We start from the raw sequence: 21,989 nt of genomic DNA on the forward strand, positions 1-21,989 counted from the left end.
TCCCCTATTGATTGGTCAATAAAAACCCCTGACCAAAATTGATCAGAGGTTAAAATAACAAGATTACTATCTGCAATAGTATTAGTTTTTGATTAATTTCTGCTGATATACCGCTTTATCGGTTACAGCTTTTACAATATAAATACCCTTTGGAAGTGCACTTACATTAATCTGACCATTGTTCAGCTGTACATTGATTACTCTGCCTGAAGCATCGTAAAGAGAAACATTCTGAATTTTCTCCTGAGTTTTAATCGTAAGAATATCTGTTACAGGATTTGGATAGATGCCAAACTCAAGCTTCTTAACCTCAGCAGTTGCTAATGTTGAAGCAGTACTGTTTACTGTAAGTGTTTTTTCAACTAATTTACCGTTTGAGTTAAAGCTGATCACAATATCAGATATACCTGAAACAAGCGGTGTCAGAACCAGCTCATCATTATTATTAATTACAGCAGAGACCGTGGTAGGATTGCTGTTTGATTTTACAGTTTTTACAACAGATACCGTCATATTATCGGCATCAGAAACTATTGATTTCAGATCAATTGTCGTTGTGTTTCCTGCAGTAACCTGTGAAGGGAAAACATTACTTACAACAGGAACTGAGTTATTGGTAAATACCGTCAGCGAAGGGAACCAATAGTAGTCGTTCAGAGTTTTTGTATTGATAAGGGCTCCGGTCATATCATAGGTATGAATCCAGTTTTTCTGATAGTGTGCTCCATATCCGCTTTCTGTGGTATTCAGAACCAACTCTCCGGTAACAGGGTTTACACGAAGAGCCGCTCCGTATGGAATTTGTTTAAACTGACCTGTTTGTCCTGGAATTGCAGCAAAGTTTTCGTTAAATGTTTTCGTTGTAACATCAAATCTCACAATCTGTGTTCCTGAGCTCCAGCTGCTTATTGAATTGATCCAGTATAAAGCATTTTCTTTGTTACTTGCTGTGAATCTTCCGGCATTCCACGCTCCCCAGTCTCCGATATACTTTGTAGTTGGGATATTGTAGATCTGTGTTGCAAAAGTGGTAGGATTAATGCTGATCAGCTTCTGATCCTGAATTCCCCATACACTTCCGTCTTTAGCCTGAACCACCGAGTAGAACCCTCCTGCAATAGTACTCACTATCGTATCGGTATTAGGATTAATCACTAAAATTCCTACTCCCTGTTTTACGGCAAAAACATATTGTGAAGTACGGATCATATTTCCGATCTGCCCGTTTCCACCTGTTCCGGTAATTAAATTACCAACCTGTAAATTATCAATATTAAAAAGAACGATACCGGTGGAAGTACCAATATATCCTTTATGTTCATTAACACCTACAAATGATCTTCCGTCACCGCCTCCGATGTTATTAAAACCAGCAATTTTCTGCATGGTCTGTGCATTGGCTACAACCAATCTTCCTCCCGGAGTATATTGAGTATCTCCCCCATCAGCAGCCTGCTTTGATACGAAGTAAAATTTATCACCATAAATTGTTCCGTACTGTGTCGTTGCCCCGAAAGCCTGATTATTATTGGCATTACTGTACACACGGTAATTGATCTGGCCGTTATTATCAATGAAGTTTACAGAACCGTTGGTATGACCAAACCATTCTTCGTTCACCATAAAATATCCGTTGGTATAGTTTGTAGAAGCTACATATGGAGAAACCGGAGTCATGGTAGAAGAAACAGGTGTTTCATTAAATCCTACATTGAAATTCCATACATCCCAGGAACCATTTTGCAATGTCCGTGAGGAAGCTCCAACACTGGAATATCCGAAATCTGCATCCGTCGGATTCTTCACCCAGTACGCCCAATATCCGTTCACGGTCCAACCTGACTGCCAGTGATCGTTCGCAGCATCTACAATGGTGTAGCTGTCGAAATCATAAGCTGTTGTATTGACAAAACCATTGACCGGATATAACGGATAAGTGGTATTTCCGCTTTTGATCAGGGCATTGGTCCCCTGGCCGTTCAGATCAAATCCAATCCCTCCGACTGCTGATCCAAATTGTGTTCCCTGATAAAGCAACGTATATAATCTGTGGTCTGCTTTAGCAATAGCTTTCAGCATATCTTCTCCGGTAGCACTTCCGTTCCATTTGAATCCCCAAACCATCGCATCAGGATTTTTACCGTCGTTCCACTGTACTACAAAAGCAGCCTGATTGGTTCCCGACCCTACCCAATACTGAATATCAGAAAAACTGATGGCAGTGGTATTAAGATTACTGATCCCTGAAATATCATTTCTGGGCACACCCTGTACTTTTATCTGTGCATTGGATACGCATGCAAACAGAAAAAGCATCATAAAAAGATAAAACTTTTTCATTTTTTATTAATTTAAATAGATTGTATTATTATTTGAAATGTAAATCGTAAGCTCCTGCCACTTCTGTAGAAACTTCTCCCAGCCATCCTGCTTCCTGATTAACTCCCGTATATATTTTCATAAAGTCTACACCCGGAAGTTTTACATATTTTCCACTTCTGTCTACCGCCCATGAAATATCAATATTGGAAGAATCATCATTATTCGGAGCATTATCTGCATATCCGAACTCATATGATTTTCCTACCCAATACGATCCGTCACCGTTCTGATCATAAAAATTATTGGCGAGTCTTGTTCCCGAAAAGCCGTAAGAACTCTCGGTAAACCATAAGGGATAGTAACTTTGTACGTGAAATGTATTTTTTGTTTTGAACCCCTGATTTCCAAGGTTGTCACTCCACTTAATATATTCCACATCGGCCTGCCAGAATTCAGTTCCGGCTACAGGTGTTTTATTTTCGTCAGGCTTAAAATAAGTTATGCTATAATCTTTTACGGTAGCATTTTTAAAATATTCACTGCCTGCAATTTCGTACCATTCATCATTATCCGGCTTTCCATTTTTATTTCTGTCGTAGGCCACCATAATAATTCCCGGTTCACAGGATCCCGAACGTTGGTCAGCGGCGTCATTCCCAAAGAATACATTTCCGAGTATTTTAAAATCACGTCCATTTAAATTCGGAATGGTATGATCAAAACCGAACACTACATATCCTCCATATCCTCCCAGACTGATCATGGTTGAATTACCTCCCACCAAAGATTCATTGGCTTTCTGAAGCATATTCGCGGCAGTATTTCCGGGTTCGTATTCCGGAATTTCATTCATAAACTGTCCTACGGCAGGGCGGAACTCCAGTACTTTGGAAATGTATCTGGTATATGGTGTTTTTTCTTTGGTAACGATTATTTTAGAATGAAACACCTGCTCATTTCCTTTATTCCTGATCTTTAAAGTCAGAGGATAAGCATCTGCGTTCACACTGATAAATTCAAGTTCTGAGTTTTGGGAAATAATAGAATCGTTGATACTCCAAGTAACCGATCCTGATGCATTGGTAGGAATACTCAAAACCTTTAAACGCTCAATGGTATAGGAATCATCAAGGCCGTTAAAGGTAAATTCGTCTTCATCATCATGTTTACAGGCAATTGCTCCTAAAAGGAAAAAGGATAAAAGCCCGGTTTTTAAATAAGTAAAGGTATTTCTGTTCATGTCTTAAGGTTGGTTATTTGTATAAAAAAGCGAAGTGGGCAGGGATATTTCCGCCTTCCGTTTTCCATTTAAAGTGTCCGTTTTTATCAAAGCAATACACAAATCCCATGGATACATAATTTCTGGCATCTGTCATGTAGATATCTTCTGTGATTGGGTTTACGGCAATGCCGTAAGGGGTTTTAATGGCATCTTCATATTCTTTGTCAAAAATTCTGTTGGCGATGATCTGTTCTGTTTTTACATCAATGATTCCAAATGTCTTTTTATAGCTGTGGGTATTGTAGTTGAATTCATTGCCGTAGAAATAGAGTTTATCATTCACGATTGTCATTTCACTCACGGAGAGATGGAAATTTTTCTTAACTGTTCCTGTAGCTGCATCTATTAAATAAAGACTGGAAGGAACATTATAATAATCTCCTCTTGAGGTTACATAGAGATCACCGTAATTATCTTTTTTAATGTGATGAAGATTGATGGCAACATTTATTTTTTTAAGTTCTGTAAAAGTATTCAGGTCGATTACGGAGACTGTATTATCATAATCGGGAGCCTTATATCCTCCGGAATTGGCAACAAATAAGGTATTTCCCACAATTTCCATTTCTTCGGGCTGATATCCTACCACTACCTCACGCTGGATGGAAAGAGAAGTCGTATCAATTTCCACTACTTTCCCTTTCGGGGCTTTCGGGTTAATCGCTACAGGTCCGGCATAGCTGCTGGCATAAGCTTTTCCGTTTTTGAAAGCAAGGTACCGACAGTTTTGTAATGGAATAGAAGTAATACGTTTGGCCGTTTTGGCATCCAGCACTTCAATTTTATTGGAAACATTGACTACGATATAAAGTTTGCTTCCGTAAACTTTGATATCATTTCCCACATCTCCCAACTCTTTTACGACATTGGGATTGATTTCTGCGTAGATATTCCGGTAATAGGTTCCTTTGGTGTAATCAAAAAAATCAAGGGTACATTTATTGCTTCCCATGTTTCCTTCATTCAGCATGTAAAAGCCTTTTATTGCTGTGTTTTCTGAAGGAAGTCCTTCCACCACTTCCTGACGGACAATAATTTCATCTGTACGGCATGAGGTAAGAAAAGCTAATACCAGAAATAAAAAATAAAAGTTTAGTTTTCTCATAGGGTAAAGTTTAGAATAAGTTTAAAATTTCTTCCGGGCATCGGATAATTGAGGACCACATCATAGTACTGATTGAAAATATTATTTATCTCAAGGCTTATTTTAAACTGATGATTCGCCCAGTTGAATTTTTTCTGAACAGACAAATCGTGCGTATACCAGGGCTGCACATAATTGTATTGAATGTTATCCTGGTTCACGTCATATCTTTCTCCTACGTACATTGCACTGTAATTGAAACTCCAGTCTTTATAATCTGCCATCAGACTGAACGATCCGCTATTCCATGGGGTATAAGGAATCTGATTGCGGTAAAAAGTATCTTCAGGATCACTCATATCTCTTGCACTTTGATAAGTGTAGGAAAGCAACGGTCTAAGAGTAACTTTTCCCAATTGAAGTTCTGTCTGCACATTCACATCTGCACCAATGATTTCAACCAATCCAAGGTTCATCATCAGCCATCGGAACATGCTTCCGTTCGGAGCTGCCACAATTTTATCCTGTACTTTGTTGTAGTAACCGTCTACTTTAGCATAAAATGTTTTAAAGAGACGGTTGTTATAATTCTTCTGATAGGTAAATCCTACATCATATTGATTGGTGAATTCCGGTTTCAGATAGGTATTTCCGATATTGGTATAATACAAATCATTGAAGGTCGGAAGTCTGAAAATTCTTTTATAGAAAGCTCTTAGAGTAAGCTCCGGAATTTTTTCCGGCTGATAGCTCATAAACACCGCAGGTGTCCACTCTCTGGCATCTCCCGGTCTTTTATTTTTTCTTACTTCTTCAAATGTAAAGGTTCCTAAAAGGCTTCCCAAAATTTTGAATCTGTTCCACTGATACGTTGTTGCCAATGCTACCAATGTAGTATATCTTGTAGGATAAGAAAAATTATCCAGATTGGCATCCAGATTATTATACTGAAAATCACCGCTCAGGCTGACATCCCAATTGGGTGTAATTGAATAAATATTGGAAGAGGAAAGATAAAGTTCCCTTTGGATGTAGGTATTATCGGTATAAATAATAGACTGCGAACGAACCGTATCCATAAAATGGGTATAATCGTAGGCAAATTTTGCTTTCAGCTGCGTTTCAAATTTCGGGAACAGTTTTTTTCTCAGATTAGCCTGTACAAAATAATTTTCATCTGAAAGTCTCGCTCCTCTTCCTCCGAAACGTCCATTCACAATAGGTGCCGGCATTCCGCGGTTTGAAATATAACCGTAGCCACGGATATTCCAGCTTCCGTTATTTAAAGTTCCGTTGAAAGAAGTTTCAAAACGTTTTGCCCGAATATCTGAATCCTGTCTTTTGGCAATGGTATCATAGGCTTGCTGTCCATCAGGATATTTCTTAGCATATCTAAATCTGTAAATTCCGTCACTCTGCATAAATTCGCCACTGAAACTGGCAGAAACCCTGTCTGAAATTTTCTGCTCCAGCCGGAATGACGGATTGAAGAGGTCTATGGAAGCACTTTTGGCTCTTATCACAAGATTGGTTTTTCTTGTTCCTTTAAACACAGGAGTTTTAGGCTGTAAATAAATAGATCCTGAAGAACCGAAATCTTTTGCAGGTTGAAAAATTTCACTTTTCTGTCCGTTGTATAATGAAATTTCTTCCAGATCATCCAGAGAATACCTTCCCAGATCCACAAGGCCGTTTTGGGCATTTCCTAATTGAATTCCATCATAAAAAACCCCTACATGCTGGCTTCCCATACTTCGGATATTGATGGTTTTCAAACCACCCAATCCGCCGTAATCTTTAATCTGCACACCCGAAAAATACCGCAGCGCATCTGCTACAGAATGACTGTTTAATCTTTCCAGCTGCTCTCCCTGCAGGGTTTGTGCAGGAATAATTTCTTTAAAATTCTTTTTATAAAGATTGATCCCTTTAATGGTCTCTTCCTGAAGACTGTCTTTTTTCTTAGTTTGGGAAAGCACAAGTTGAGATGTTAACACTAATATTGTGAAAACAACTTTATGAATTGCAGAAGTAGTTAGTTTTGGCGTCATTAGCTCATTTAGGATAATGAAGACGCTAATGGGTATAAGAATACAACGACAAAGCACAGCTGTTACTGCACAGAATCATTGATGTCCTAAGCTTTATTCCACGAAAGCGTCAAACGATTATTGTCTGGCAGGTCTTCTGACTTACTCCATTTTTGAAATCCTTCCCATTAAAAAACAGTGGATATATTCTTCAAAAACTTGGTGTGGAGCTTACAGCAGCGGGTCTGTCCCGGATTTTCACCGGATTCCCTTTTAAGAGCTTTTTACGGCTCACCAAATTCCGGCAAAGATAAATAATTATTCCTAATCCCCAACTAAAATCATGATTTATAAACAATTAAAGCTCCCGAAGGAGCTTTAACATGATTTCAACAAGGGTTTCTTTTTAAATTCCAATATTCAGAAAAATACTAAATCTTGATTGAGCTTCAATATCTCCTCCCGCCAGGCGCGTGTACATGGGAAGCATGACTTCACTTCCCAGGCTCAGCTTTTTATAAGAGGCTTCAAAACCTAATTTTCCGTACAAAGCACTTCCTGCAGTGTTCGGCAATGCTTCATCAAATTGTTTATTCTGAGCATAAACTTCTCCCTGCACTCCAGTTTTTACAGAAAAAATGGATTTTTCATTTCCAGCAACCTGATAAAAACCTGTTGCTGCATAGTTCCATTGGTTTCCAAAACGGTAATTTTTCTTATTCTCTGTTTTGACCGTATAGTCTGTATTGACCAATACGGCTACTTTATTTTTCTGAAACTTATAATTCAAAGCGGCCTGATAGTCCCAGCTGCCAGTTCCCAGCTGAAAGCTTGGGTTGACACCGGATGCTCCTTTTTCATCAAACTTCCCGAGTGGAATTTTCACGCCCAAACCTCCGCTCAGATGATGGAAATTATCTTTAGAGCTCATCAGCTGGTAAATTCCCATCAGGTTTAAATCTCCTATTCCATTGATTCTGATATCTCCCTGCATGGTTTTCTTTTCATGAAAATGGAATGGCAGACTCGCATAAACACTCAGTTTTTTAGTCAGAGGAATTTTCCCCCAAAGTTGCAGCGTATTGAAATACTGATCCTGGGTAAGGTCTTTTACAAACAAGTTCTCTTTAGCTTTGTAATGCTGCGCAAAATACTTAATTCCGACAAACTGTGGATTCAACAATGACTCAAAGCCGGAAGATCCGTTTCCTGCTGCACAGCCGCAAGCATCACAGTCATCATCAAAATTGAATCTGCTGAAAGTTTCCGGAGCAATATAAGCACTGTCTCTGATGATCTTTGCCTGATACTGACTAAACAGGATCAAACTTACTATCACTATAATCTTCTTCATGTTTCTATAAATTATTCTGCAAATTTTGGATTGGATATAAAACTTTTATCCGATAATGTTTTCAGGAATGCAATGATCGATTGTTTTTCCTGACTGTTCATGGCAATTCCTACATGACCGTTCTGTTTCAGGCGGGGATCAAGATTGGGATTATCTTCCACCTGATCTGAATAGAAATTGAGTACTGCTTCCAAAGTGTAAAACCTTCCGTCATGCATATAAGGCGCAGTATATTCAACATTTCTCAGACTTGGAACCCGGAATTTCATCCAGTCAACCTGATTAAGAGTAACCCTGTAACGTCCGGCATCTTTGAACTCTGTATTGTAATAGAGTCCTGTATTTCTGAAACTCTCATCGGTAAATAATTCGCCGCTGTGGCAAGAAGCACATTTCTGATTAAATAGTGCCATTCCCTTGGCTTCTGTGGAAGTCAGCTGCTCTTTTCCCTGTTTGAATCTGTCATATTTAGAATCTGCAGAGATTAAAGAAGCCATAAACTGCGACAATGCTTTCAGAATTCTTTCTCCGGTAATGGTTTCGTCTCCATAAGCTTCTCTGAATAGTTTTTTATATTTCTGATCATCTTTTATTTTCGAAATAGCTTCCGGTATAGAACTGTCCATTTCATTCACGTCAGTAATCGGGCTGATCGGCTGCTCATTCAGATTGTGAATCACTCCGTCCCACATATATCTTTTCAAAAAAGCCATATTCTGGATGGGCGGTGCATTCCTGATTCCGATTCTGTCGTCTACCCCGTGGCTTACCGTATGACCATGATGGGTAAAGGCATTTTCCTGGATATGACAGAAACCGCATGAAATGGTATTATTCCTTGAAAGTCTACCTTCATAGAATAATTTTCGTCCCAGCTCCACTCCATTTTTGGTCACCGGATTGATGGATTTGTCAAAAGTCATTTCCGGAAAATAAGAAGGAAACTGCAGGTTGTAGGCTTCGTCCTTTTCCAATGGCTGCATCACCTCATCAGAACATGAAATGAAGCTTAAGACCAATACAAGAAGAACGAGTATCGTTTTAAAAAAATTAATCATTGTGAACATGGTCTACTTTAAACATTTTTGTAAGATTATTGGTAACGTCTACCAGGTGCTGGTTGGACCCCATAAGCATATCATTGGATGTGGTAAGAGTCAGTGCCTTATCTCCGCTCAGAAATTGGTTCAGGTCTGCAAGAATGTGAACAGAAGGACGGATTTGTCCTGTTACTCTGGCTGTTGTTGGAAGATTCAATGTAATTTCGCGATAAAGATCCGGTGTATTGTTGGCAGCAGTATTTCCCATATTTCCTGTGTGATTCATGAATTCTTTAGAAGGAGAATCTGTACCGTATTTCCCTTCCAGTTTTGCAAATACATAACCGGCCGCCCATGACCAGGACATTCCCTTCTGCTTGGCTTTTGTCCAGAATTCAGCCTGCCCGTCCTGTCCCAGCAAATACGCTTTCTGGCTGACACCCAATCCAAATCTTATTTTTTTATAATTATTTTTCGGGATACCATCCAGATTAAGATAAACAATTCCGGCTACAGCATCTGCCTGATCTACGATAAAAGCTCCTTTGTCAGGATTATTTTCGTTGTATTTAAATTCGTTTCCGTTTTCGTCTATCAATGCGATATTACTGATGACGTATTTCAAAGCAGAAAAGTTATGTTTCTGTCCGTTAGCAGAAGTCTGAACCGTCTGATTTAGAACGATATCTCCCACATTGTTAAATCCATTTTCAAATTTGATCTGAAGTTTTCCAGGCGTAGTATCCTGTGGGTTCTCATCATCCCTGCTGCTTCCGCAGGCTGTAAAAGAGAATACAGTAAAGGCAATAAAGAATAGTGATAAAAATTGAGAAATTTTCATTGTTGATTTTTTAAGTTGAATTATAATTTTTGAATGCAAAAACATTCTTTTTTTACTCAAAAGGCACAAAAGTTTTACACTTAAGTTGATCAAGTGATAAATTTTATGCACAATAAGAACACTTAGCTTTTAATTTATCTAAGCTTTTGTGACTTTTGTGGTTAAATAGTGATCGTTCAACTTAAAAAACCGGTGGTTTGAAAATATGGGTAAGAAACAGAAAAGAATAGGCTGTTTCGTAGGTAAAATTGAAATTGAAAAGCGAAATTTTTCCAGTAGTGTTGATCTCTGTAGTCTCCGGCAGAATATAGGTATCAAGAATTTTCTGCCCAGAGTTTTTGAGTTTCTGAAAAGGTGAAGATTCTGAATCATTGGCTTTAGCGAGTTCTTTACTCAGGTAACATTTTCCGTTACAGTGAACCTCCGGCCTGGTTTTATTGATACAGAGAACTTTAACGATATAATCATAATTTACAGCATACTCTACCACGGGCACTAAAGGTCTTAGCACCATATAGAAGGTAAAAAGTATGCTGTACAATATTTTCATCAGATTATTTCCTGCTTATCGCTTCATCATATCTTCTGCTGATCTCTTTCCAGTTCGTAACATTCCAGATAGCGGTAAGATAATCTGCTCTTTTATTCTGATATTTTAAATAATAAGCATGCTCCCATACATCAATGCCGAAGATTGGAGTTCCTTTTTCTTCTACAACATCCATCAAAGGATTGTCCTGATTAGGAGTAGAGGAAACAAACAGTTTCCCATCTTTCCCTACAGAAAGCCAGGCCCATCCTGAACCAAAACGGTCTGCACCTGCCTTAGACATTTTTTCTTTAAAAGCATCCATACTTCCGAAAGTTTCATTGATGGCTTTTGCTAATTTTGCTGAAGGCTGTGTATTTTTCTGAGGAGTAAGAACCGTCCAGAACAGTTCGTGGTTGTAGTGCCCTCCTGCGTTATTTCTTACAGCAGCAGGCAATTTTGAAACATTGGAAAGAATCTGAAACAAAGTTTCTTTTTCCTGTGGAGTTCCAGCAATGGCTTTATTCAAGTTAGCAGCATATGCTGCACCGTGTTTTGAATAATGAATTTCCATCGTTTGGGCATCAATATTTCCTTCTAAAGCATTATAAGCATACGGCAAAGGTGTCTGCTTAAACTGGGCCAGTGCAAACTGAGCCGCAAAAACTGCACTTAAAGCAGCTATTTTCATAATCTTCATAACTTTTTTGTTTATGGTTGAACAATGTTTTCTTGTTAAGCGGGAGGATGGGTGATGGAAGCTGGAAGTAATTAATTTTATAGCCTAACTTTTTCAACTTCTATTTCCTTTTACAGCCATCTCAAAAAACTGCTAGAGTTTCATCGTCTGGAATAACTTCCAGCTTCAGACATCCGGCTTCCCTCCTTCCCTATTTCAATAATTTCTTAATATCCTCAATCAGAATTTCTCTGTCCGGGTGATATTTTCCCGTCAGCATGGGTGTTTTTCCTTCCGGATCTTCATAATTCAGTCCTGAATAATACAGAATGGGCATGTTCTCTTTGTTGTATCTGCAGCGGATATTTCCCTCCTGATCTACCAATGCAATCATTCCGCTGTGGTTCAGGCTTTCTCCTTCATCTTCTTTGTCACCTACGTAGATATTAAACTGATCAGCGAGATTTCCAATATAGGTACGATCTCCGGTCAGGAAATGCCAGTTGGGAGATTTTGCACCAATTCTTTGGGCATGTTCTTTCAAAGCTTCAGGCGTGTCATTTTCCGGATCAATACTGATGGAAATAATGCCGAAGCTGGGATCATTAATCTGGTTTTGGATGGCCTTCATATTGGTATTCATCACCGGGCATATCGTAGGACATTTGCTGAAGAAAAATTCTACGAGATATACCTTTCCCAGCATATCTTTATTGGTAACTTTTTTACTGTTCTGATCTGTAAGTTCAAAATCCGGAACTTTCATGACAGTATAAAGATTCTTTTTAAAATATCCCATTCCTACCCCGATTCCCAGAAAAAGCAATGCAAATACCGCAATGGGTATGATCACTTTACTTTTATTTGCGGTCTTTTTATTTTTGGGCATATTTCTCAGGATTTTTTTTGAATTCATCTTTGCAGTACACACTGCAAAAACCGTACGTTTTATTTTTATATACCGCAGTATCTTTAAGAGATCCGGCAGTTTTCATGTGGCAGATAGGGTCTTCTTCATTCACTACCTGTATATTTTCTATTTTCTTTCCGGAGGTGTCCATGTGGCTTGCATGCTTTACCTTAGGCGTTTCTTTCGCACACGACACCAATGATATCGACAGCACAGCAGCCGAAATAATGAGAGATTTCATTGTAATGTTAAATTGAAATTAATACTATTAAATAAAGTTATGACATTATGCATAAACCGGAAAAGCACAACATTTTTTAAGAATAACTGATGCATCCTTTATACTTACAACAGTTAATTTTAACTGCAGAATGTTCCTTTAACGGCTTATTAATGAAGATTTTGAAAACCTTCAATTATTAAACTAAAAGTATAGTTTACATACAATTATGCCAATGGAGGATGGAAAATCCTTGAAAAGTATTCTGAAGAATGAGAATTAAAGTAGCTTGAATCCGGAACTTTAGTAAGTAATTCTAAGTTCAGCTGCGACGAAAATGAAAGAATATCATGAGAAATAAAAACATCTAATCCCGCAATCTTTATAGTTTGGGAACTATTGGACTGCTTTTCTGTTTTTGCCAGTTCTTTTTCCACATAGCATTTTCCCTTACATGTTGATTGTGGTACATTCCTTTTCTCACAAAGGTTTTTTACAATGTAATCATAGTTCACGGCATAGTTTAACAATGGCAAAACAGGGCGTAATGCAATCGTAAAAATGACAAATATGGAAATAAATAACCTCAACGATTTTTTCTCTGTTACAAATATACTATTTCAAAACTGTTTTATATTCCATTTATGATGAATGTCATTGGAAAGTTGAGCTGTTACCGTTAAAATTTACAAAACTGTGGCTGTTGCTGCCATCATATTATCCCGAACTTTGAATACAATTTAGTTCTTTATATACAATTTAATCTTGTTGATAAAAACTCTGCTGATGTATTTGGCAGAGTTTTTTTAAACACAACTAATTTATCACCACATAATAAGCATCACTGTTTTGTGTTAATCTTTCAAAAAGCTGTACTCCAATTTTATATTTTTGAACCAAGATCAAAGCTAACACATCTTTGCAAAAAAATCGTTTTTTTATTCAATCTCTTATTACTTTTAGAAAATAAAAATCACTCCAGGAAAAACCTGGAGTGAGATAATATTGATGAGTGAGTCATTTACTTTTCTACGATAAGCTTAGAAACCGTATCAATTCCAAGCCCTTTTATTTTTACCATATACACCCCATTTGTTAATTGATCAGTGGAAATTGATTTTTTAGCATTTGTTGATATTTTTCCTTCCGAAAAAATTAATTTTCCAGACATATCGTAAATATCAACACTTACTTTTCCTAACATATTATTTGGGAAATTAATGTAAAATTCATTTTTAGCAGGATTGGGATAAATTGAAATTGAATTTTTAGCAATCTTTGCCTCGTTTGTAGCAAGTGCACATTCCGCAGGAACCGTAAAATCCTCAACCTGATCGTTAATATCAGTTTTACTGCCAGCAGAAGCATTAACTCCCAGCCCTCTTTTAGCAAAAGTATTCCAAATCATACATTTATCCAAACCTCCTGTAGCAGCTAAATCCGCTGCCAAAATAGCATTTCTTCCGTCAATAAATGTAGGATTACAAGCTTGAAGCTTTAATGCATCTGTAACTATTTGTAATACTCTTGAGCTTCCATTGGTCATATCAGCTGTTACATCTGAAGAATAACCATATTTTTCAACATATTTCCAATGCAGATCCCATAGCATGGTTGCCCAGACAAAACCGATAGAATGAACATTAGGAACAAGCCCACTAGTGGAATTTATTTCCATTCCATTAGTTTTTCCATATGTATAATTGTTTATCGCGAAATCCGGTGAATATTTTGCAGGTCTTATTCCTGCGCCTGTAATAGGCTGTCCTATTACATATGTTCCCATTCCTCTCGGTACAGAAACATTATCTCCCGCTTTATTGGTTAGCATAATAGCAAAGAAATCAGACCAGCCTTCCCCCATTTGTTCTTTATCGACTGATGAGTCTAAACAGCTATATCCGTCCCCGGTTAGTCTATTGGAAATTCCATGTCCATATTCGTGGGTAATAACGCCATTGTCAAAATCTCCATCAGGGGTTGTTCCGGTTGCAGGATCATTTTTTAAGGTAACATTTACAACCGTTGAAGCAGAAAGCAAATTTTTAATATATTCTCCTTCAGTATTATCAATTAAAACAGAAGGGATTGTAATAGTAGCGTCTGTTCCCCCCATCTGGCTAGTTGCAGTAGATGTCGGAGTATTATAAATGATAGCTGCTGTTGCTCCTGCATTTTGAGCATTTTTTACTTTAACCGCAAAAGTACAGGTTCCTCTTTCTATTAATCCTATTTTCCCGGTAAGTGAGCCGGCTGGCAAAGCAGAGCATCCATCCAGAACTGATGATAATTGTACATTTCCAGTAATTCCTGTTGCATTTAAGGCTGGACCAAACTGTGCTGTCACAACAGCCGGTTGTCGTGAAATAGCTACATCGGGTGCATTATAAAAAAACATTCTGTTAAGGGCTGACCATAAGTACATTTGCATCCTTCCGCTGCTACCATCCGGAGGAGTAAAAAAATTGGCATTATTTGTTCCTCCTCCATCTTGAGCTTCAGCTTTTACATAGTCATTTCCAACACCTCCAAGTCCAAAATTATTTTGTTGAAAATTTCTTGCAGATTCTGTAAAACCAAATTTGTAAAATATGTCATGAACCTTATTATTCATGTAGAATAAATTGGTAATAGCAGCGCTTTGATTAGCTGCAGGAGTCCCGTTTGTACTATAAGGGAAATTGAAATCTCTGGCAGCCCCGCCATCAGGAGAAAATCCCGGGGCATTTGCATGTGCGGTATCTTCGTAAGCATGTACATTATTACCTCTTGTAATTGTGTAGTGATTGGTACCGTCAGAATGCCACCCTTCCGGGGAAGAAGCTAAAATCCAAGGATTTGAAACAATTGATCTTGAACCAAATGTAGGAGCTTCAATAGGTAACGGAAATATATTATATGAAGCATTATCTGGAGCTAAAAAAGGAAAAATCTGCTGTTGAGTTCTAAAATCCGGGACTTCACTAGTCATATTTTTTTCTGAATTTCCTGAATGGGATATATCATGATGATAGGCATTTGTATCGAAATTACATGACAAAGTCAAATTTTTCTTACTAATAATTTCTCCTGTCTGGGCATTAACCAGAATATCCCAGAAATTGGAAGATTTTGGCTCCTGAATTGAGAATTCGTACGCAAGCACTAAATCACCATTATGTTCTGCATAAACTAATCTTTGTTTGGCTGTATTATGAGCGTTCTCAGGTTCAGCTTCTGAAAAACCAAGAATAGAATACGCTTGAATTTCCTGCTTTCCAATCGCGTCTGCAATTTTTTGGAGAATAACAGGTTTACTAATTCCTGCAGAATTAGGTGTGGACTGTGTATAATTTTTCACAAAATTGTCTGTGTAATAAACAATCTTATTATTTTGAATAAGCGCTGTTCCAACAGAATTATAAACAGGAAATCCATTATAAACCTGCTGAAACTTCACCAGATCACCATTTAATGATTTTGATACATCTGTATTTTCAATAATAAAATTAGTGAGGTCAGATTTTTTATATTCTCTGATCTTGTTTTGTGAGATATAATCTCTGATTAGTTTTTCATTATCCTGAGAAAATAAATGTAAGGATGGAAAAGCCACAAATGCAGCAACCAGAATTGGTAATTTTATATTTTTCATATTTGATTGTTTTACCTGCTAATTTAAAAATAATAAGCATTAAAAATGACATTTATTTGAAAATTCAACAAAGATTTTGTTTTACAATAAATTTTTCTAAAAATATTATTTAGCAAATTATTTAATTTTGTATATATAAATTTTCAACTATTATTTTTTTGTAATAAAATGGGATGAAATATGAAAATAAGAACTGATAACTATCATTAATTGTTACAAATTGTTTTTTAATTGAATTTCAATTCATTAACGATCAGACCAATATGGAGAAAACGCCTGACTTAAATTTACTTTCAATGAGATTAACAAAAGCAGCATATTGCATGCTTGTAGTACCTGCGGAATGATTAACATAATGTATATTAAAAAAACAAAAGCCCCGCTGAAAATTCAGCAGAGCTTTTATTGAATATAATTGAGTTGTGTTTATTATTTGCTTCTTAAAATTTCATTCTTTGGATTCTCACCGCATTCAAAATAGCTAGCAATGCGACTCCTACATCGGCAAACACGGCTTCCCACATCGTTGCCAGTCCTCCTGCTCCCAGGATAAGAACAACGGCTTTTACAGCAAAAGCGAGGACAATATTCTGCCAAACGATCTTTTTAGTTTGTTTTCCGATATTGATGGCCATCGGGATTTTACTCGGTTTATCATCCTGAATCACTACATCTGCCGTTTCAATGGTGGCATCACTTCCCAAGCCTCCCATCGCAATTCCTACATCGCTTAAAGCCACTACAGGCGCATCATTCACTCCGTCTCCTACGAAGGCTACGGTCTCGTTTCTGGCTTTGATTTCTTTAACTTTGTTTACTTTGTCTTCAGGTAACAGATCTCCGAATGCATTGTCGATACCCAATTGATCTGCTACATATTTTACAACGGTACTTTTATCACCGCTCAGCATCGTAGCCTTTACATTCATTTTATGCAGGTTGTCTACGGTTTGCTTTGCATCTTCTTTTATACTATCTGCAATGGTGATATAGCCTGCAAACCTTTTATCATACGCTACCGCAATCACCGTATACACAATATTGCCGTGGTTAAGATCATAACGGATGTTAAACTTATCCATCAGCTTAAAATTCCCTACCAGAAGTTCTTTTCCATTAATTGTTGCTTTTAATCCATGACCAGCTATCTCTTCTACATTTTCCAAAGGAATGTTGTGATTGATTTCTCCAACATAATTGTGAATTGCTGTTGCCACCGGATGGGTACTTTTACTTTCAAGAACATTGACCAGCTGAAGGATTTCTTCTTTGTTAAACTCAGGGCTTATGCTTACTTCCTGAACTTTGAATACGCCTTCTGTCATGGTCCCGGTTTTGTCCATCACTACATTCTGAATCTCTGCAATACTGTCCAGAAAATTACTTCCTTTGAACAGAATTCCGTTTCTACTTGCTGCCCCAATTCCTCCGAAATATCCTAAAGGAATTGAAATTACAAGGGCACAAGGACAGGAAATCACAAGGAATATCAATGCTCTGTACAGCCAGTCTCTGAACTGATAATCGCTTACAAAGAAATAAGGCAGTAAACAGATTCCTATAGCAAGAAATACAACAATGGGCGTGTATACTTTCGCAAATTTTCTGATGAACAATTCTGTCGGTGCTTTTTGGGCTGTGGCATTCTGAACCAATTCCAGGATTTTGCTCAGTTTACTGTCTTCATAAGCTGTATTTACTTTTACCAGGGCAATACTGTTCATATTGATCATCCCGGCAAGAACCACTTCGCCTTTATTTTTGGTATCGGGTTTACTTTCTCCCGTTAAAGCTGCGGTGTTGAATGAAGCCGAATCTGAAAGCAATTCCCCATCCAGCGCCAGTTTTTCACCGGGTTTCAGCTGTATGATGTCTCCAATTTTAGCTTCTTTGGCCTTCATAGTCTTGGGCTGATTATTTTCCATAACCGTTACCTCATCAGGACGCTGATCCAATAATGCTTTTATATTTCCTTTGGCTCTGGTAACCGCCATAGACTGGAATACTTCTCCTACCGCATAAAAAAGCATTACCGCTACTCCTTCAGGATATTCTCCGATGGCAAAAGCACCAATGGTTGCAATGCTCATCAGAAAGAATTCTGAAAACACATCTCCCTTAATGATACTTTTATAAGCATCTTTCAATACCGGAAATCCCACGGGAATATAAGCCGCCAGGAACCATGCCAACCGTACCCAGCCTGTAAACCATGCAGGTTTTATATAGTTATCAAAGGCAATTCCCAATAATAAGATGACAAATGATATTATGGCCGGAAGAAACATCTGGAAGACTGTCTGATCTCCTGAGTCATGAGAGTGATCATGCCCATCGTGGTCATGTCCGTCTCCTTCTGAATGGTTATGTTGGTGTCCTTTTGTATCTGGTTTTTCCGGGGTTGTACTACAGCATTTTTCCATAACTGAATATTTTTATACAAATGTAAAGATGAGGCTGATGCAATGCTATTGCAAACTTTCAAGACAGTTTTCGCAGATTCCTTTGGCAAAGAGTCTTATTTCGTCAATCCTGAAATTGGTCTGGATGTTTTCAGGGAAGGAAATATCTTCTTTGCAGGTAGTCTGCTTGCATATTTTACAGTAAAAATGCAGATGCCAGTCTTTATGGGTTTTCTCATCACAATCGTCTTCGCAGAGTTTGTATTTTGTGGTTGTATTTTCCTGAATGCTGTGAACAATTCCTTTTTCTTCAAAGGTTTTCAATGTCCTGTAGATGGTGATTCTGTCAGCATTATCAAAATGATTTTCTATTTCAGAAAGGGATAAAGCCGCTTCCTGAGAGCTTAAGAAATCATATACCAAAATCCTCATACTGGTAGGTTTGGTATTTTTATCAATGAGTTTGTGTTCTATGTCTTTTTTCATTGTACGCTTTTAAATGGTTACAGATGGACTTCATTTTCTTCATAGCCTTCTTCTTCGATCTGAAAAGTGGTATGACTGATTTTAAAATTAGCCATCGTTGTATCTGTCAATGTTTTTAATAATTGATTCTGGGAATACCCGTTCTCTTTTACAACGTGTGCGCTCATCGCATTGACACTGGATGTCAGTGACCACACATGCAGATCATGAACACCTTTCACTCCGGGAGCTTTTTTCAAAGATTGACGAAGTGCATGAATATCCACATCTTTAGGGGTTCCTTCCAGCAAAACATTAATGGCTTCTTTCAAAAGTCTCCATGTTCTTGGGAAGATCAGCAGTCCGATTGCTGCTGAGATCAACGGGTCGGCATAGTACCAGCCTGTGGTCAGCATAATTACTCCTGCGATCATGACTCCTACAGAAGTAAGCATATCTGAAAGAACTTCAAAGTAGGCACCTTTCATATTGAGACTGCCTTCTGAATCTTTTCTTAAAATCATCATTCCGACAATATTAACGATCAATCCGATTCCGGCTACAATCAGCATGGATTTACTTTGTACTTCCGGCGGGTTCTGAAAACGCTGATAGGCTTCAAACAAAACATAGATTGAAATTCCCAGTAAAACCACAGCATTCACTACTGCTGCAAGTATTTCTGTTCTATAATAACCGTATGTTCTGGATGGATCTGCTTTTCTTTCTCCTATTTTAATGGCAATAAATGCCAGCAATAATCCTACCACGTCGGTCAGCATATGGGCTGCATCCGCTAATAGTGCAAGACTATTGGTAATGATTCCTCCTATTACCTCGGCAATGAGATAGGTTCCGCTAAGGCAGAGAACAATCAGGAGGTTCTTTTTGTGTCTGCTTCCTGCAGAAACGGTTTGTGTTGGTGTGCTTTCCATATTGTGTATGGTTTATTTACATTTCATAATAAGATGTATTCTCTTTTTTGGGTGGAACATTCTGCTCACCGGTCATCTGTCTGATATTGATTTCTATGGTATGCGCCAGAGAAGTCATTGGAGTATCTACAGGACCATTTTCAAACGGATCCTGCATGATGATGGATGTTTTTTCAATCGCAATGAATGTCACCGGAACCAGGAAAGTAATCGCAATTTCTACCAACAGCTGCGAATCATCAAGCCCAAACGGAAGGATAGCCGCAAAAACATAGATCAGAATATGAACCAAAACACTGTAAGACCGTGGAAAAACGGTATTCTTCAGTCTTTCGCATTTTCCCATACTGTCGCAGAGTCTTGTAATGATATCATTCAGCTGCATTTGCTGGAAATCCGTCAATCCTTTGGCTGCTGCCATTTCTTTCAGCTGTCTTGAATGTTCATCCAGAATAGCATTGGGAATATTGACCGCGTTGATCTGATGTTGATCCAGATACTGCTGAACTTTTTCAGAAAACGGAAGCTTTCTCAGAGATTCTCCAAGGGCATAGGTCCAGATGATCTGTCTTTCGGCAAAACCTTTTATTGCTTTATCATCTCCGGCAGGCATAAACTGAATGATCAGTCTCACAAAAGTCCGGGAATCATTTACGATAGCACCCCATACTGTTCTGGCCTCCCACCATCTTTCATAAGATTGGGAAGTCCGGAATGCCAGCAACAATGACACCGCAGTTCCCAGCAATGCAGGGATATTTAAGGGCAGTGATATTTTGCGAAACCATGGCAATTCGTCCAGAAGACCAATGGCAATAGCAAATATTCCGATGAACAGAATTTGGGTTTTTATTTCACGGATGAAATACCAGACTGATATTTTTTTGTTTAGTAACATAATCAGGTCATTTATTAAAAACTCGGTGAGATACTCTTTACTTTTTTTCTGCCGTTTCTATTCAATAAAAATTCCGTAAACAGCTCTAATGTAAGGATTAAAATCGACATTTTACTGGTTCCGGCTGCTTTCATTAATGTTCGTGTTCTCCTGAATTCACCAGTTTTGCATTCACGAAAAAGGCTCCTTTCACTACTATTTTTGCATTGTCAGGAATATTTCCAACCGGAGTTATCGCTGTATAGCCCATATCCGACGTTCCTTTCACCACTTCTATTTTCTCAAAGTTTAAAGTTTTCGGATGAGGTTTCCCTTTTTCTTCATGTTCTTCTTCCACCTTTTTATCAGTCTGAATAAACACGTAATATTTCCCGTCTGCTTCTACAATAGCTTCTGTAGGAACGGCTGGTGTTGTACTTTTATCAAGGCTTACAATTCCCGTAATATTCATTCCATCGATCAGTCCGGATTTGTTTCCAATCACTTCGCAATGCATAGAAATGGTTTTACTTTCGTTCTCAAAAGAAGATCCTATGCTGTAAATTTTTGCATCATATTCAGTTTCCGGATTGTTGGTCAGTTTAAAATGAACAATCTGCCCTACCCTCATTTTAGGAAGGTCTTTTTCAAATACCTGAAGATCAAGATGAATAGAACCGTTATCAATGACTGTTGCCACCGGAGAAGAAATATCAACATAGCTTCCTATCTGTGCAGTAATACTGCTGATTGTTCCACTGATAGGCGCTGTGATCACCAGACCGGATTTCATATTGCCATTGCTGACTTTTCCCGGGCTTATTCCCATCATCTGAAGCTGTTTCAAAAGAGAAGCTCTTTTTGTTCTTAATGTTTTAAGTTCTGCATCAGCACTCTGAAGGTTTTTCTTCGCTCCTGCATCGTTATCAAAAAGTTCTCTCTGTCTTCTGTATTCCTGCTCTGCATAGGTAATTCTGCTGTTGGTGGTCAGATAATCTTCCTGAAGCTGGATGTATTCCGGGTTAGCAATAGTGGCAATTACCTGCCCTTTTTTTACAATACTTCCTACCTGAATATTGATGGTTTTAATGATTCCACCATAAAGAGATGTGATGGTAGCCTTATTGCTGTTGGGTACACTCAGCAAACCATTTGCTTTTATCGTAGAGGTAAGCTCTTTCATTTCTACAGTTCCCAAAGCAACTCCTACAGATTTCATTTGTTCTTCTGTAAGAGAAGCTATGTTTTGGGGCTCTTCGTCGTGGCCTTTTTCGGACTGCTCAGTTTTTACATCAGCATTTTCCGTTTCTTTTTCCTGTTTTCCGCAGCTTATGATCGACAGGGCCGTGACTGCAAGATATATGATATTGTGTTTTAGTTTCATG

Annotated in this window: 18 protein-coding genes and 1 riboswitch; all 18 genes read right to left on the bottom strand. The window is 38.0% G+C overall.

Annotation, left to right across the window (positions count from 1 at the left end; genetic code table 11):
- Window positions 1-81: 81 nt before the first annotated feature.
- On the bottom strand, window positions 82-2,340 hold the full coding sequence (locus LIV57_RS00735; RefSeq protein WP_227940987.1) for a DUF5074 domain-containing protein: 2,259 nt from the start codon (window positions 2,338-2,340) through the stop codon (window positions 82-84).
- A gap of 28 nt (window positions 2,341-2,368) precedes the next feature.
- Window positions 2,369-3,562: a cell surface protein gene (locus LIV57_RS00740; RefSeq protein ID WP_227940989.1), complete on the bottom strand. Its 1,194-nt coding sequence runs from the start codon at window positions 3,560-3,562 to the stop codon at window positions 2,369-2,371.
- Between the two features lie 13 nt (window positions 3,563-3,575).
- Window positions 3,576-4,709: a YncE family protein gene (locus tag LIV57_RS00745; RefSeq protein ID WP_227940990.1), complete on the bottom strand. Its 1,134-nt coding sequence runs from the start codon at window positions 4,707-4,709 to the stop codon at window positions 3,576-3,578.
- The gene (locus tag LIV57_RS00750) at window positions 4,706-6,739 is read right to left on the bottom strand and encodes a TonB-dependent receptor plug domain-containing protein (RefSeq protein WP_227940991.1); all 2,034 of its coding nucleotides are present in this window, start codon (window positions 6,737-6,739) and stop codon (window positions 4,706-4,708) included. The genes LIV57_RS00745 and LIV57_RS00750 overlap by 4 nt, the downstream gene beginning before the upstream one ends.
- A gap of 108 nt (window positions 6,740-6,847) precedes the next feature.
- A riboswitch (cobalamin riboswitch) is annotated at window positions 6,848-7,032 on the bottom strand.
- A 92-nt stretch (window positions 7,033-7,124) separates the two neighbouring features.
- Window positions 7,125-8,072 (bottom strand): transporter, encoded by a 948-nt coding sequence (locus tag LIV57_RS00755; protein WP_227940992.1) that lies wholly within the window; start codon window positions 8,070-8,072, stop codon window positions 7,125-7,127.
- Between the two features lie 11 nt (window positions 8,073-8,083).
- Window positions 8,084-9,130: a cytochrome-c peroxidase gene (locus tag LIV57_RS00760; protein WP_227940993.1), complete on the bottom strand. Its 1,047-nt coding sequence runs from the start codon at window positions 9,128-9,130 to the stop codon at window positions 8,084-8,086.
- On the bottom strand, window positions 9,123-9,953 hold the full coding sequence (locus LIV57_RS00765; protein ID WP_227940994.1) for an MbnP family protein: 831 nt from the start codon (window positions 9,951-9,953) through the stop codon (window positions 9,123-9,125). Before LIV57_RS00765 ends, LIV57_RS00760 begins: the two co-directional genes overlap by 8 nt.
- Before the next feature lie 181 nt (window positions 9,954-10,134).
- Window positions 10,135-10,503: a hypothetical protein gene (locus LIV57_RS00770; RefSeq protein ID WP_227941000.1), complete on the bottom strand. Its 369-nt coding sequence runs from the start codon at window positions 10,501-10,503 to the stop codon at window positions 10,135-10,137.
- A gap of 4 nt (window positions 10,504-10,507) precedes the next feature.
- The gene (locus LIV57_RS00775; protein WP_317259030.1) at window positions 10,508-11,182 is read right to left on the bottom strand and encodes a superoxide dismutase; all 675 of its coding nucleotides are present in this window, start codon (window positions 11,180-11,182) and stop codon (window positions 10,508-10,510) included.
- 190 nt (window positions 11,183-11,372) lie between these two features.
- Complete coding sequence (locus LIV57_RS00780; protein ID WP_227941002.1) at window positions 11,373-12,050, bottom strand: SCO family protein; 678 nt, start codon at window positions 12,048-12,050, stop codon at window positions 11,373-11,375.
- Complete coding sequence (locus LIV57_RS00785) at window positions 12,037-12,312, bottom strand: YHS domain-containing protein (protein WP_227941004.1); 276 nt, start codon at window positions 12,310-12,312, stop codon at window positions 12,037-12,039. Before LIV57_RS00785 ends, LIV57_RS00780 begins: the two co-directional genes overlap by 14 nt.
- Window positions 12,313-12,518: 206 nt before the next feature.
- Window positions 12,519-12,806: a hypothetical protein gene (locus LIV57_RS00790; protein ID WP_227941006.1), complete on the bottom strand. Its 288-nt coding sequence runs from the start codon at window positions 12,804-12,806 to the stop codon at window positions 12,519-12,521.
- A gap of 506 nt (window positions 12,807-13,312) precedes the next feature.
- Window positions 13,313-15,925: a T9SS-dependent M36 family metallopeptidase gene (locus tag LIV57_RS00795; protein WP_227941008.1), complete on the bottom strand. Its 2,613-nt coding sequence runs from the start codon at window positions 15,923-15,925 to the stop codon at window positions 13,313-13,315.
- Window positions 15,926-16,365: 440 nt separating this feature from the next.
- Window positions 16,366-18,348, bottom strand: a complete 1,983-nt coding sequence (locus LIV57_RS00800; RefSeq protein WP_227941010.1) for a heavy metal translocating P-type ATPase — start codon at window positions 18,346-18,348, stop codon at window positions 16,366-16,368.
- 45 nt (window positions 18,349-18,393) lie between these two features.
- Entirely contained in the window at window positions 18,394-18,813 is a 420-nt protein-coding gene (locus LIV57_RS00805; RefSeq protein ID WP_002983024.1) for a Fur family transcriptional regulator, read from the bottom strand.
- Between the two features lie 17 nt (window positions 18,814-18,830).
- Window positions 18,831-19,727: a cation diffusion facilitator family transporter gene (locus LIV57_RS00810; RefSeq protein ID WP_227941012.1), complete on the bottom strand. Its 897-nt coding sequence runs from the start codon at window positions 19,725-19,727 to the stop codon at window positions 18,831-18,833.
- A 16-nt stretch (window positions 19,728-19,743) separates the two neighbouring features.
- Window positions 19,744-20,625 (bottom strand): bestrophin family protein, encoded by an 882-nt coding sequence (locus tag LIV57_RS00815; RefSeq protein WP_227941014.1) that lies wholly within the window; start codon window positions 20,623-20,625, stop codon window positions 19,744-19,746.
- A gap of 133 nt (window positions 20,626-20,758) precedes the next feature.
- Window positions 20,759-21,988 carry an efflux RND transporter periplasmic adaptor subunit gene (locus tag LIV57_RS00820; RefSeq protein ID WP_227941016.1) on the bottom strand — a complete coding sequence of 410 codons (1,230 nt, stop codon included), beginning with the start codon at window positions 21,986-21,988 and terminating at the stop codon, window positions 20,759-20,761.
- Window position 21,989 lies beyond the last annotated feature (1 nt).

Source organism: Chryseobacterium sp. X308 (assembly GCF_020733145.1).
In the GTDB taxonomy this organism is placed as follows: domain Bacteria; phylum Bacteroidota; class Bacteroidia; order Flavobacteriales; family Weeksellaceae; genus Chryseobacterium; species Chryseobacterium cupriresistens.